This is a genomic window from Pseudomonas sp. MF6747, from assembly GCF_963890955.1.
GTDB lineage: Bacteria > Pseudomonadota > Gammaproteobacteria > Pseudomonadales > Pseudomonadaceae > Aquipseudomonas.
Map to the genome: position 1 here is coordinate 108,387 of NZ_CAWPSZ010000045.1, position 11,877 is coordinate 120,263.

Genomic DNA, 11,877 nt, shown 5'->3' on the forward strand with positions numbered 1-11,877 from the left:
GACCAGGTGCTTGAATTCTTGGCGATGAAGTCGTCCCAAGCGGCTTTGTCGCCCTGAGCCACATACCATTTCAGGTCCTCGCTTTCTTCCGAGTCAGTCACTGAGCCGCCGTATTTGCCACCGGGAAAGTAAACAGCCCTTTGTTGCCGCACCATGGGTAACCGCCGATGAACTCGGTGAAGGTGACGCCTGGCCTCGCCGCCGAGATCCGAACCTTGAACTCTTCGAATCTTGCATTGCGGGCCGCGACCTCGGCTTCGTGTCCGGACTTACAGTCCGCAGAGCAGTAGACCACGCGATCATCGAACACCAGGTTCAGTGCAATATCAGTTTCTGTCTTTTCATCCCAATAGCTGGCATCACTGTCGCACCTGGCCCCGCAATGGTTGCAGCCGAACCACCAGCCGGCGTCGATGTAAGCCTTCGCCGGGATAAAGCGCTGGCCCGCATACTGGTCAGCCCAATGCGCGCGCCGGCAGGACACCGCACCGAAGTCTGTGCCAATCTCATCCGCACCCTGGCGCTGCGCTGCGGCGTTCGAGGTGGCGAACTGGATGTTGGATTCTTCGGGGTCGTTGGTCTCTACGGAGTAGGCCAGCACCTTACGCGATGCCGGAACGACTTTTGGCATGGTCATGGATTATCTCCAGTCAGGCGCCGCCCTCCGGTGGCCGGTGGTGGCAATTTGGTTTTGGTTGGGGTATTACGGGAGATCACACTGAAGCCAATGGAGTATTTTCGTGTCTGATCTACCAGCTGATTTTCGAGAAAAAGCATTCCAGTTATCTGCAGAGTGCAAGGAGAAAGCACTCTGCGCCCTTATTCGTGCGCTTGAAAACAAAGGCGCCGATATCAACGAACTCATTAACATGGCTGAAGATGATTTAAGGAGCAACTTCAAAGAAGGCCACGCGATAACGGTGTTGAACGAGCTAAAAATGGCCTATGGACAAGTCGGAGGATGGTTCCGTAAGACTGATCCGGCCTTAGACGACCCATCAAATAAAGACGTGAAGGAGTGGCCTCGTCGATAGCATTGGTCGGAGACACTTTCAGGTAGCGAACGCTTGGTGTTGCCGTTAGGGCCTGTTATTCGTCGCCGTCGTCTTCGGCGTTCATCTGGAGCGATTCGGCAAAGCCTGCTTGCCGTAATTTGCGCGCCACGGTTTCGGATATCTCGTAACTGTGGCGCTTAATTTCGAAGAGTGGCGATGACTTCTCGGCGCCAAGCGAGTGGGCAAGTGCGATCAGTCGCCAGATGGTAGCCCGGTCCTTTGTTTCGCCCAGCTCGGCAGTGAACGTTGCCAACCGATCACGCATTCCCTGTCGAAAGTAGTGGCGGATGATGTCGGACGGCCCTTTGACCTTCGGCGGCGCCGGCGGCAGATCCTCGACCCGGCCATTCAGCACCAGTAGCTGCACCGCCTCGCTGACTTCCTCGATCTCATGCCGCCGCATCAGCTCATCGAGCATCTGCCGGGTGCCGTACGGCACCGTGTGCCGCAATTCCTGCTCGCCCAGCTCCAGCCGCTTCTCGGCAAGCTTGGCCGTGCGTTCCTTCTGTTCGGCGGCCATGGCCTACCTCTTCTATTCCGCTGGCCGGCAGTGCGAGCCAGGTTTGACGAGCGTTGCTGGGGGCGGGCTATGGATCGTTTCAAGGCTTGGTCTTTCCGTTCCTTAGGTGAAACGGGAGCGCCGGGAATTCGATCTTGTAGTCCTTCAGCAGACGGTGGAATTTCTCGTAACACATGCCGGTCTGCTTCATGACCTTGGAGCGGCTCAGGCCTACGTCGCGCAGGGCAATGATCCGCTCAACCATTGGGCCGTCGGCAGCCTTGTGCCCCTGGTTGGTGGTGTAGCCGCGCTTGAACTTGAAGCCCATGCGGGACGCCATCAGTTTTAAATCTCGCTCACTGAGGTGGAGCGTTTTCATGGCCTCGGTGACAGTCAGCGTTGGCGCTGCTGCCGCAATCTTGGACTCCAGCGAAGGGTTAGGCTCGGCCCGCGAACCATCCTTGGCCTTTCCATTGAACATCGTGCCGAAGTCAACGTCGCGGACCTGCATTGGCAGTGTTTCGAGGGTGCCACGGCCTTCGTATTCGGCCATGGCGCGGGCGATCCAGTCGCGGTCTAAATCCTTTTGGCGGATGGTGCTGAGTTCCGGGCTGATCATGCTGCGATCCCCAAGACCCGATTCATCCGGTCGTCCAAGATTTCGTAGAAGGTACCGACCCGCTCCGACAGCCTCGGCCCTAAGTGCGACGACCTGCAATGCCTGGGTGCCATGCGCCTGGGAGAGCAGAAGTTGATTGATGTGCTGCTGGATAACGCGGAAGGGTAGGTGTGCCGCAGGTGAGTGCGGCACGGATGGATCACTCTTTATCTGCCATCGATCGAATACTTTCCTGGGCCGGTAATGCCTAGCAACAGTAAGCCGCCCATGATGCTGATGTTTTTAAAGAAGTGGATCATGTTGGCCGACCGCTCTGGGTCAACCATCGTCCAGAAGTGATGCCCGATCAGCGAAGTGCCGAGTACGAACAGGATGTACAAAAACGCGAGTGGTCGAGTGTAAAAGCCCAAGACGATCACGATAGCGACAAAGAACTCCATGACGACCGCAATGCCCGCAGCCAGCATGGGCAGGGGAGCACCAAGTGAGCTCATGTAAGTAACGGTACCGTCAAAGTTAGTCAGTTTTCCCCAGCCGGTAATGAGGAAAAGGATCATTAGCAGGATGCGCGCGAGCAAGATGAGCTCGTTTCTCTGATTCTCGAACAGGCTGTATCTCATGATGACCTTCCTTCATTGATGGGCGATTTGATATTAGCACCCTTCCAAATATTCTCCGTGCACTGCCAAGGTCATGTTTTCACAATTTGAAGGATCATTATGACAACCAAGCAACCCGACTGGGAGGCAATCGAACGTGCCTACCGGGCCGGTCTGCTTTCCATTCGCGAGATCGCATCAACCCAAGGCATCACTCACGGAGCAATCAACAAACGCGCCAAGCGGGATGGATGGGAGCGAGACCTCAGGGCGAAGCTCCAGGCTAAGGCTGATTCGCTGGTATCCAAACGTACGGTAACCGCGGCAAACAAGCACGCCGATACCGCCTTGAGGGTTTTTTTTCGCCTAGAGAAAGGATCAGCTCAGCGCTTCGAACTTTAAAAGCCGCTACCACGAATGAAAAAATGGTCAGGGAGCTTGGTCCACCAAGAGGGGGGCGGGGTGTAGCATCCGGGCTGATTGGCTGGGGTTGCAGTGCAACTGACCTGAAGTCCGCCAGCCTTAATGTCAGGGCCATCTTGGCCACCGCTGTAAGTTTTACAGCCGCTAAAAGTAAGGACGCCTAAGAGAAGTATTCCGTATTTCATGGGATCCATCCCTGTTCGCTCCGATAATTAATCGGAGTATATCGAAAGAGTCTCGCCCGACAAGGCGCAGGCTTTTTTTGTCTGGAGAAAAAATTGCGGTGGAGCGAAATATAGGTTGGTCAATTATTGACCTTCAATATCGGCGTTGCATAAATGTGAGTTGTTTCACGTTGTGCGTCGGCCATCGCCGGCGGCCCATCAGGTTTTTTTGCGTTTCTGCCAGCGTGCGGCAGTAAACATCCCAAGCTTAAAGCCTCAATGCCAAGCATTGATTGGCACCATTCGTCTAATGCTTTGCACTCTGAATGCTGCGCCGTCTCTCAAGCTTAAGTGCGCATTTCCCGTGCGCCGAAGCGGAGAGTCAACATGGAAATCAATGAGAAGGCGCCAGGAAACCTTTCCCAGCAAGCAGTGACGCGCGGCACAGACAACGAAACGGGCCATGATCCGCGTCGAGACGAGGACGCGCTCCCATTGCCGCCTGATGACGACGCGCCCTTGGAAGAAGATATGTCGGATGTCGACGCGGCTGATTCGGTCGCGAGTGAACACCCTGATAACTGATCATTCCCACGTCAGCGAATCCGGCCCCTGCGCCGGGTTTTTTATTGCCTGCAGAACGCGATCACCCAAGCAACCCGTCTAGGTCAATGGTTTTAAGCCGATTCGGGGTTGCCATGCAGGGTTTTGGCGATTAACCTGAAAATGTTTGAATTGTTACGAATAATTTCGGGTGCGACCGATTTCGGTTCGCACGACTTCAGGATGAGGAACGAAAAATGTTTTCACACGAAGGTCCCGCACTAGAGCTGTTGCTGTTCGTTTTTGGCTTGGCAGGCCTGCTTCTGGTCGTCTGGTTCTGTCATCACCAATACGAGCGAAAAACCGGGAAAGGCGTTAAAAAACAACAAAATCGTAACGAAAGCCGCTCGACGTAGGGTGATCAACGCGGTGCCAGCGGTCGGCCATTAAGCCTGACCGCCGGCAAAATGCAGCATTACGCGACGGTGCAAATCCAGCGGTGGTTCTGCCGGTACGGCGCGCGGGTGAAGTGCACATCTGAAACCAGATTCAGGCCGCGTTCCTGAAGCGCTTCGGTCAGTTCTACGAGTGTCTCTGCTTGGATAGTCATCACTGTTACCTCGTCAGATTTACTGCGTTCATAGTTCTTGACCGGGCGGGCAACTGACTAATTCAAATTTTCTATGCGCGTGTTTGATTTATCGCGCTGGGTTGCGATGGGTTCAGCGTCATCGCCAAGTCATGCCGTTCAGTCAACGGATGAAGCGGAGCAAAACCGCGCTGGGTGAGTTTACTTAAGCTTGGGCGCAAAAGCGTTTGAGCGATGGGCTACGTAAACGCTGAGTTCTGGCGTGCGATGGATAAGGGATTAACCGCCGCGCATTCAGAATCGCAGACAAAGAAAAGCCCACGATGGGGGCGCGGGCTTAAAGGTGTTCACTTAGGAGCTAAGTTGAGCCTATGCGTGCGACTGTGAAAACCCTGTGAAACGCGCCCCTCGGTTAAGCTTTTTTTGCACCTGGTTGGTGTGCTCACGTACTGTGCGGCTTCCTTAACCAACCTTTGCGGTGGTGTTTGCATGTCAGATGAAGTGCGGCTTGTCGTCATGATCAATACGCAGCCCGGCAAGGGCGCCGAGCAACGTGCAGCGTTCGCGAAACTGGCCCCATTGGTCAGGGCCGAGCATGGCTGTCTGCACTACGATTTGCACCCCGTGGTCGGCAACCCTGACAGTTTTGTCTTGATCGAAAAGTGGGCCTCGAAGGACGCCCTGGCCGCCCACCATGTGGCCGCTCATATGGTCGAAGCGGCCCGGCACAATCCGTCCTTTCGCGCCGGCCCCGCGACCGTTCTGCTGTTGGAGGATGCGGTTTAGGCTCATAGCTGCACCCGCCGCAGCCTACCACTGAGCGGCGCCACACTGCCGCCGGGTGTCGGCAGCGGTCGGCCCGTCAAGCCCATGCCTTCGCTCACCACTACCGCGTCCTGCACCACACACAGGTTGGACGGCGTATCCAGACCGCGCGCGAGCACTTCAACCGTTGCGTTGTGCAGGTCACAGCGCAACAGCCGCCCGGTAAAGCGGGTAAAGCCTCCGTGCAGCGGCTCGCCATTCCAGTTCGGCAGCAAGGGTTGTTGCAGATGGCTGCACAGCTCCAGCACCAGCAGATTGCCTTGCGGGCACAGCGCCAGCCCGGTGGGCAGTTGCAGGCCGCGAATCACCACTTCGGTCTGCCCGCTGGCCGGGTGAACTCGAATCACTTGCCCGGCGTAGTCGGCAAAGTCGATGCCTTTGCGCGCGGGGTCGCCGTGCAATTCGCCGGAGAACAGGCTGATCAACACGGCGTCTGTGTGCGGCTCGTACACCAGGGTGACAGGCACAGCCTCCTGACCCTCATCCAGAACAGACAATTGCGCGAGCACGCGTTCTTGCTCACCGTGGCTGAACTCCACCAGTTGATTGGTATCCGGTTTCACCGCCAGCCAACTGCGTCGCGTCGGGTGGTAGCACAGCGCGTTCAGGTTGCCACGGCTGTGGAACACCGGCTCGGGCGGGCTGTATTGCAGATCGAGCAGTCTGGAACCGCCGACGTAATCGGTCTGGCTGGCCAGGCAACGTCCGTCACCGCAGGCGATGTCGGACAGGCCCATGATTTCATCGCGCAGCATGCGCGCCTGCAGGTTCATGCTGCGAAAACCCTGAGCGAGCACTTCGCCGGGCAGATAGGCGCCCGGCCTTAGAGGGTCGGGCGGCAGTCGACTGATGCGACTGCTCAAAGGCTGGTCCGCCGAGCCTGAGCCGGCTTCGGCCAGCAACAGGCTGCCATCGGCCTGCAGGCACACACCACGCGGGTTGAGCAGGCCTTCGGCGATAACGCTGCTCGGGCGCAGGGCTTCGATGGGTTGTACGGGAATATGGAGTGTCATAGCGTTTGCCTCCTATTGCGGTGGCTGCCACGGGCTGCCGGTGAGATAGGCCCGCAGCAGTGCGCGCTGGGCGGGGGACATCGAGCGCACGACCGGCATGAACAACGTGGTGCCTTTGTAGGCGTCCGAGGTGCGCGCGAGGATGGCGTTCTTCGCGCCCATGATCGCGTCAGGCTGGTTCAACGGCACGTAGCGCGACATGGCGGGGAACGCCAGGTAGTGAAAGCGCAGCACATTCGGGTACACCTGTTGCCAGGTAATGACGCTGCCCCTGGCGATGCCAAAGTCTGTCTGAGCATATTTTCGAAAGTTGGTGAAAAAGGCGCCGTTGTCCACGCCATTGGCCGTGTAGGTCAGGGCCACGAAGCCCGCCTGGGCGGCGCTGCCGGATGTGAGCGTCACGGGAAAACTCACCGTCTGTTGGCCCGCATTCACGGCCAGCGAGCGCGGAAAGTTGAGAAAGTCCGTGTACTGCTTCTGCTCGTAGACGCCCGGTGGGCTCGCTGCCAGGCTGATCGTGGTGGCGCCGGGCACCGGCCCGCCGAGGTAGCGAACCTGCAAGGTGATCGTCAGGCCGTTGGGGTAATCCTCCAGGTACACATTGCGCTGATCCGCATACACCCGATAGGTCGACTCGGTCGCCTGCAACTGAGTCCCGGCCACCTGGCCAGGGGCGTTGATCGCCAACGGCGTGGTCCTGACGGCCTGCTGCTGGCTGGTGGTCAGCGCCACATCGACGATGCCGCCATACACGTAGTAATTGACCAGTGGGCTGGCAGTCGGGTTGAGGGTGATCAGCGGCGCGGCACCGGCCGAAATGGTCACCGGCCCATAATTCGCATTCGGCCCGATCGGGCTGGTGATGTCGTCCCGTACCGCGCGGAAGGTTTGCTTGGGAATCACGTTGACCATGTCCAGGCTCAACAGCCCGTTATTGCCCAGCGCCGCGTAGGCGGCGTTGTTCGTGGCCGCATTGATCAATTGCCGTCCCGGCTGGCAGCTCAGCGGCTCGCCGGCAAAGGCCGGGGCCAGCGTACCGATGACCCGGCCGATGCTCGGGTTGGGCGTGTATTTGCCGGCAGCATAATCGGCATCGAGCTGCGCAGTGGTCATCTGCGGGCACATCTCGAACATCACGAAACGCAGGACGATGCCCGTCGCGCCCGGCGCCTGGATGATCGCCTTGAGGCCGCTGCTGTTTGGGTTCCAGCTGACGATGCTGCTCAGCGGGAACGTCAGCTGGAACGTGCCGCTGGCATGGAACGACCCCGGAGCGTCCATCTTTGCCGGCTCAAGCACGCGCCCGGTCACGTCGAAACTGCTGCACACCGCATTGCAGCGAATCAGCAGCTGGATATTGTCGTTGCTGCCGATTTGCAGGCCGCCGACAAAAATCTGCGTGGTGGTCGTGGCACTGGGGTCCAGATCCACCATCATCGGCCCGGACACCGGTGCCTGGCCGCTCACCGGGTCCACTGACCCGAGCAGGTACACCGGCTGACCGACCTGGTCACCCGTTGTACTGATGTTGCCGGGGCTGCCCTGGGAACTGATCAAGGCGTTCTGCAGGTCCACCACGTGCTGGCCGTAGTGGTTCCAGCCGCCGGCGGTGTAGTAGTTGCCGGCGGGCGCGTTGATCATGCTGTTCAACTGGTCGTCGGTGTAAGGCTGCGCGCCGGGTGCCAGGGTCGAAGTGGTCAGGTCGAAGAGTGGCCATTGCTTGTTGCCATTGAAAGGAATGGTCGGCGAGTTATTTGGCAAGCTTACGTCCGTGCGGATGCCGCCCCAGAAATTCAGTCGTGGTCCGTTGAGGATGCTCATGGTCTATTCCTTGCCCGTGGCGTGTGGGGTGATGGGGCTGTTGGCAAATTTGAACAAGTAGGAGAAGTCGGACTTGAACGGGCTCTTCACCGGTGTCGCCATCGAGTGGCAGTTCATGCAACTGCTGGTGGGCTGGATATAGCTTTCCATGGTCACGTTGGCCGACAGCGCCGGGGTCGGCTGGCCCAGCGGATTGCCTGGGTTGTTCGGCATCAGCGGGCGCTGGGTGGTGATCAACTGGTAGTACTTCAACACGCTGCGTTGCAGGCCCGGATCGTTGCGGTAGTTGTTGTTGACCCAGTTCGTCACATCCGCGATGGGCGTCACGCGGTTCAGCGGGTTAGGCGTCTGGAACGTGGTGCCGGGCTTGGGCACGCAGACCAGCTGGGTGCCTTGTGTTTGCCAATTGCAGGGCGACTGGTTCAGCGCGGCGGCGGGCGCGGCCGCATTGAAGTAGGAATAGGCGGTGCCGGGCGCCGGTTGATCGACCCATTGACCGTTGACTTTGGCTTTGGGCGGCACGTTTTCGACCTGCTCGAAGGTGGACCAGATCCACTGCGGGTAGCCGTTGACCTTGGTGATGATGTGCAAGCCCACCAGGCCCAGGTACGCCTCGCCGACGCCAATGCGTTGCCCCTGGCTGTTGAACCGCGCGACGCGGGCAAACTGCGTGAGGTAATGGCTGGCATTGTCACGGGCGGTGAGCACGCGCCAGCTGGATTTGACCTCGATCACGCCATTGGGGAAGTTGATGGTGTTGGCCTTGGACACCACATTCGCGTTGTAGAAGTTATTGCTGACGATGTAGTTGTAGGACGCCTGGTTGGCCGAGATATCGTAGTAGGTCGGGTTGCCTGCCTGATCGATCAGCCAGCCGCCCACCGCCTGGTCGATGGAGTTGACCAGTGAGCTGTTTTTCAGCGCTGCGATGTTGATGATGCCCAGGCTTCTGGCGATCAGCGGGCTATTCCACGGCCCGGGGTTGGCGGCCCCCGGCAGGAAAATTTCGCTGACGGTCTTGTAGGTCTGCCACACGGTGTAGCCGGGGTCGCCGGGTTGTTTGCTGCAATTGGGCGTGCCGCGCTGCCCGTCCTGTGCCGGCCAGTTCAAGGCGATAAACAGCTGCCAGCTGTATTGATCGAACTGGTCCTGGCTGGCATTGGCTGCGGGCGCGCGCGTCGGCGTCTGGCAATTGAGTTGCGTGGCCAGTGCCAGGGGCTTGCCGCTGTCGTCCCCGGCAAAGGCGCCGTGGCTGAGCAGCATCAGCAATAGCAACAGTCGGCTCAAGCGGCTGGCGTTCATACAACACTCCTTTGAAAACCGGGTGACAGGTGCGTCACCCGGTGGTCCTGTGCGCGGTTTACGCGTAGTCGTTCATGCTCAGCGGGACGGGCGGGTAGTTACGCTTCACCAACGCCTGCGCCCACAGTTCCAGCACCGCGCGACGGCTTTGCGGCATGTCCCGCGTGATGGGCATCGCCAGCGTGCTTTCCTCCTGATAGGCCTTGCTGATCAACACGATCAGTTGGTCGACCGCGCCCTCGATGCGCGTCAGGTTATTGAGCGGCATGTACTTGCTCATGATCGGGTAGAGGTAATAGAACGGCTGCAGGATGAATGGGTAGATGAAGGTCTCCCAGATCAGCTGGCCGGCATTTTCACGCTGATAAATCAGGTTCCAGGCGTTGACGAAATCCTGTTGCATTTGCGGTTCCAGCGGCAGCACACGCAGCGGCGCGAGAAAATCGGTAAAGGCCTGGTTGAGCGGAAAGCTGAAGGGGATCTCCGGTTCCTGCTGACCGTCCTGGACAAAGAAACGCAAGGTCGGAAAGCCCGGCGCCTGGGCCGTGACCGTCAGGTTGGCGATGCCGTTGGCGTCGGTCTGGATCTTGGTCAGGCTAAATTGCACCGGGCTGTTCAGCGGGTCTTGCAACGTGCGTTGCAGGGTGATCGGGTTGGCGAACGTCAGCGTCGGGCTCAGGGCGACAGCGGCGGGCGTCGGCAGAAATTGCTGGTAGGTCACCGGCACGGTTTGATCGGCGGGCACCGCCAGCCGGGTTGCCATGAGCTGGCGACCCGTGCCTTCGGTGATCTGGCCGGCCAAGGTCTTCGCCCCGGCAAATTGCGGCAGGCAGGGGCTGTTGTTGGCCGGGTTCTGCGGGTCGTTGTTGAACAGCGAAAAGTCCGCCGCGTTACTGAACGCCAGGTAGTAATCGGTGGTGCACAGCATGTAGGCATTGCCGTATTCGGCCACCCACAACGTGGTGCCGGCCGGTGCGGGCTGGCCGTCGTATTGCACCATCACCTGCAACGTCTTGGTGTCGCCCACGTCGATAAAGCTGGCGCTCTCTACCACCTCGGCGGTCCACAATTGCTGGGTCGCGGCGATGATCGGCGTGGTGCCTTGCTGTTGCAGCTCCAGCGTGCCGGATTGCAGCTGCGCCTGGGCCTCGACGGTGAGGGCCAGGTCGAGGATGCCGGCGCGCTTGTCGAACGCCAATTGCTGGTAATCGTCATAGCCAAAGCTGGCCAACGGGCTGAATTGCGTGCCTTGGCGGATGCCGATCTGGTAGTCGCCGGCCTGGTACTTGGCCGCGACCGGGATGTCGGCCTTGCTGTCGATGGGGTAGAACGGAAAGGCGTTGCCCAGGTCCAGCGACAAGGTATTGCCATGGGCCTGGGCCGAGATCACGCCCAGTTGGACCTGGCTGGTGGTGCCCGGTGAGGTTTTGTAGATCGCCACCTTGGCGGCCGGCACCAGGCGCCTGCCGGCCGGCGCGGTGGGGAATTCGTCGTCAAACCACAACCCCAGGCTGCCCACGGTACGGCTATAGGCCGGGTTGAAGAAAATATCGCCGACGTTATCCAGCGCCTGCTGATACATGGCCTGTACCTTGGCCTGGGCCTCGGGCGTGGAGCTGTGGGTGTCGATGGGTGGGTAGTTGTTGAAGATGCCGTTCTTGTCGTAGCAGGTCAGATAGGTGGTAAAGCGGAACATCAGCCCCTTGGCGTTTTGTTGCGCCATCTGCGCCTGCAGGTTTTGCAGCAACGCCGAGTTGCCGATCACCCACGCCAGGTTTTCCTTCGGGAAGCAGGTCTGCCAGGTGGTGGTCACGTACGCCAGGCCGCCGAGGTTGGCCCAATTGAAATTGAGGAAACGGTCGAGCATGCGGTGTTCGCGGTTGAGCGTCAGGCCGCATTGCGCATTGCCCAGCACCAGCTTGTCGAAGTACAGCGCGGTGAAGGTGTTCTGCCACGGGCTCACGTCGACAAACCGTGCCGGCGACGTCGGCGCGCCGCCAAACGGATTGCCGAGCAACTGATAACTTTGATTGATCAGCGGGTCCTGGCTGACGTAACCACCGTCGGGCAACTCGCCGCCGGTGATCACCGACTGGGTCTGGTTGTAGCTCACGGTGCCGCAGGCGTTATCGCCGAACAGGTTCCATTCGCCGGGAATCATGGGGGATGCCAACTGCCCGGCATTGCCCGGCACCTGCATCACGTAGTCCGGCACGGCGGCCGGCGCCAGTGGCGCGATGGTCCACGGCAGCAATTGGCTGGCGGCGTTCAGCGGCGTGATCTTGAAGGCTTCCAGGAACCGCCAGTTCATCTGCATTTTGACCGCATCGTAGAGCGGGTACATGTCGTTGTTGTTGGCGGTCGGCGGGTTCCAGAACATATGGCCGCCCAGGTAGATACGCGGGAAATTCAATACGCTCATGTG

13 protein-coding genes and 2 pseudogenes are annotated in these 11,877 nt (G+C 59.4%); 5 read left to right on the forward strand and 10 right to left on the reverse strand.

Annotation, left to right across the window (positions count from 1 at the left end):
• Positions 1-97: 97 nt before the first annotated feature.
• Positions 98-637, reverse strand: a complete 540-nt coding sequence (locus tag AACW30_RS24515) for a hypothetical protein (protein WP_234452508.1) — start codon at positions 635-637, stop codon at positions 98-100.
• 103 nt (positions 638-740) lie between these two features.
• On the opposite strand from AACW30_RS24515, the gene AACW30_RS24520 reads away from it, so the two are divergent.
• Positions 741-1,034, forward strand: a complete 294-nt coding sequence (locus tag AACW30_RS24520) for a hypothetical protein (RefSeq protein WP_200623654.1) — start codon at positions 741-743, stop codon at positions 1,032-1,034.
• 55 nt (positions 1,035-1,089) lie between these two features.
• Here the strand turns inward: AACW30_RS24520 and AACW30_RS24525 are convergent, their stop codons facing one another.
• The 4 genes and pseudogenes from AACW30_RS24525 to AACW30_RS24540 form a co-directional block, all read right to left on the reverse strand.
• Positions 1,090-1,575, reverse strand: a complete 486-nt coding sequence (locus AACW30_RS24525; RefSeq protein WP_200623655.1) for a hypothetical protein — start codon at positions 1,573-1,575, stop codon at positions 1,090-1,092.
• A 79-nt stretch (positions 1,576-1,654) separates the two neighbouring features.
• Entirely contained in the window at positions 1,655-2,173 is a 519-nt protein-coding gene (locus AACW30_RS24530) for a hypothetical protein (protein ID WP_200623656.1), read from the reverse strand.
• Positions 2,170-2,247: pseudogene (locus tag AACW30_RS24535) on the reverse strand (exonuclease); the annotation flags it as partial. The pseudogene AACW30_RS24535 and the gene AACW30_RS24530, both read right to left, overlap by 4 nt.
• A gap of 132 nt (positions 2,248-2,379) precedes the next feature.
• On the reverse strand, positions 2,380-2,793 hold the full coding sequence (locus AACW30_RS24540) for a DoxX family protein (RefSeq protein ID WP_200623657.1): 414 nt from the start codon (positions 2,791-2,793) through the stop codon (positions 2,380-2,382).
• A gap of 99 nt (positions 2,794-2,892) precedes the next feature.
• Here AACW30_RS24540 and AACW30_RS24545 point away from each other — a divergent pair.
• The 3 genes and pseudogenes from AACW30_RS24545 to AACW30_RS24555 form a co-directional block, all read left to right on the forward strand.
• Positions 2,893-3,117: pseudogene (locus AACW30_RS24545) on the forward strand (hypothetical protein); the annotation flags it as partial.
• 629 nt (positions 3,118-3,746) lie between these two features.
• Positions 3,747-3,944, forward strand: a complete 198-nt coding sequence (locus AACW30_RS24550) for a hypothetical protein (RefSeq protein ID WP_200623658.1) — start codon at positions 3,747-3,749, stop codon at positions 3,942-3,944.
• 215 nt (positions 3,945-4,159) lie between these two features.
• Complete coding sequence (locus AACW30_RS24555) at positions 4,160-4,318, forward strand: hypothetical protein (RefSeq protein WP_177410126.1); 159 nt, start codon at positions 4,160-4,162, stop codon at positions 4,316-4,318.
• Between the two features lie 59 nt (positions 4,319-4,377).
• Here the strand turns inward: AACW30_RS24555 and AACW30_RS24560 are convergent, their stop codons facing one another.
• Positions 4,378-4,512: a hypothetical protein gene (locus AACW30_RS24560; RefSeq protein WP_256660607.1), complete on the reverse strand. Its 135-nt coding sequence runs from the start codon at positions 4,510-4,512 to the stop codon at positions 4,378-4,380.
• A gap of 468 nt (positions 4,513-4,980) precedes the next feature.
• Here AACW30_RS24560 and AACW30_RS24565 point away from each other — a divergent pair, with 468 nt between their 5' ends.
• Entirely contained in the window at positions 4,981-5,277 is a 297-nt protein-coding gene (locus AACW30_RS24565; RefSeq protein WP_106579817.1) for a putative quinol monooxygenase, read from the forward strand.
• A gap of 2 nt (positions 5,278-5,279) precedes the next feature.
• Here AACW30_RS24565 and AACW30_RS24570 read toward each other — a convergent pair whose 3' ends face one another.
• The 4 genes from AACW30_RS24570 to AACW30_RS24585 are packed head-to-tail and all read right to left on the reverse strand — an operon-like array spanning position 5,280 to position 11,874.
• Complete coding sequence (locus tag AACW30_RS24570; RefSeq protein WP_200623660.1) at positions 5,280-6,329, reverse strand: hypothetical protein; 1,050 nt, start codon at positions 6,327-6,329, stop codon at positions 5,280-5,282.
• Positions 6,330-6,341: 12 nt separating this feature from the next.
• Positions 6,342-8,150 (reverse strand): hypothetical protein, encoded by a 1,809-nt coding sequence (locus AACW30_RS24575; protein ID WP_200623662.1) that lies wholly within the window; start codon positions 8,148-8,150, stop codon positions 6,342-6,344.
• Positions 8,151-8,153: 3 nt separating this feature from the next.
• A complete protein-coding gene (locus AACW30_RS24580; protein ID WP_200623664.1) occupies positions 8,154-9,452 on the reverse strand; it encodes a hypothetical protein in 1,299 nt (432 codons plus the stop codon).
• Positions 9,453-9,510: 58 nt separating this feature from the next.
• Entirely contained in the window at positions 9,511-11,874 is a 2,364-nt protein-coding gene (locus AACW30_RS24585) for a hypothetical protein (RefSeq protein ID WP_200623666.1), read from the reverse strand.
• Between the last annotated feature and the right edge of the window lie 3 nt (positions 11,875-11,877).

What these genes read in the sequence shown, in the direction of transcription:
- AACW30_RS24560 (WP_256660607.1), bottom strand. Translation starts at nt 4,512, where the DNA reads ATGACTATCCAAGCAGAGACACTCGTAGAACTGACCGAAGCGCTTCAG.
- AACW30_RS24555 (WP_177410126.1), top strand. Translation starts at nt 4,160, where the DNA reads ATGTTTTCACACGAAGGTCCCGCACTAGAGCTGTTGCTGTTCGTTTTT.
- AACW30_RS24565 (WP_106579817.1), top strand. Translation starts at nt 4,981, where the DNA reads ATGTCAGATGAAGTGCGGCTTGTCGTCATGATCAATACGCAGCCCGGC.
- AACW30_RS24525 (WP_200623655.1), bottom strand. Translation starts at nt 1,575, where the DNA reads ATGGCCGCCGAACAGAAGGAACGCACGGCCAAGCTTGCCGAGAAGCGG.
- AACW30_RS24575 (WP_200623662.1), bottom strand. Translation starts at nt 8,150, where the DNA reads ATGAGCATCCTCAACGGACCACGACTGAATTTCTGGGGCGGCATCCGC.
- AACW30_RS24550 (WP_200623658.1), top strand. Translation starts at nt 3,747, where the DNA reads ATGGAAATCAATGAGAAGGCGCCAGGAAACCTTTCCCAGCAAGCAGTG.
- AACW30_RS24570 (WP_200623660.1), bottom strand. Translation starts at nt 6,329, where the DNA reads ATGACACTCCATATTCCCGTACAACCCATCGAAGCCCTGCGCCCGAGC.
- AACW30_RS24585 (WP_200623666.1), bottom strand. Translation starts at nt 11,874, where the DNA reads ATGAGCGTATTGAATTTCCCGCGTATCTACCTGGGCGGCCATATGTTC.
- AACW30_RS24515 (WP_234452508.1), bottom strand. Translation starts at nt 637, where the DNA reads ATGACCATGCCAAAAGTCGTTCCGGCATCGCGTAAGGTGCTGGCCTAC.
- AACW30_RS24530 (WP_200623656.1), bottom strand. Translation starts at nt 2,173, where the DNA reads ATGATCAGCCCGGAACTCAGCACCATCCGCCAAAAGGATTTAGACCGC.
- AACW30_RS24580 (WP_200623664.1), bottom strand. Translation starts at nt 9,452, where the DNA reads ATGAACGCCAGCCGCTTGAGCCGACTGTTGCTATTGCTGATGCTGCTC.
- AACW30_RS24540 (WP_200623657.1), bottom strand. Translation starts at nt 2,793, where the DNA reads ATGAGATACAGCCTGTTCGAGAATCAGAGAAACGAGCTCATCTTGCTC.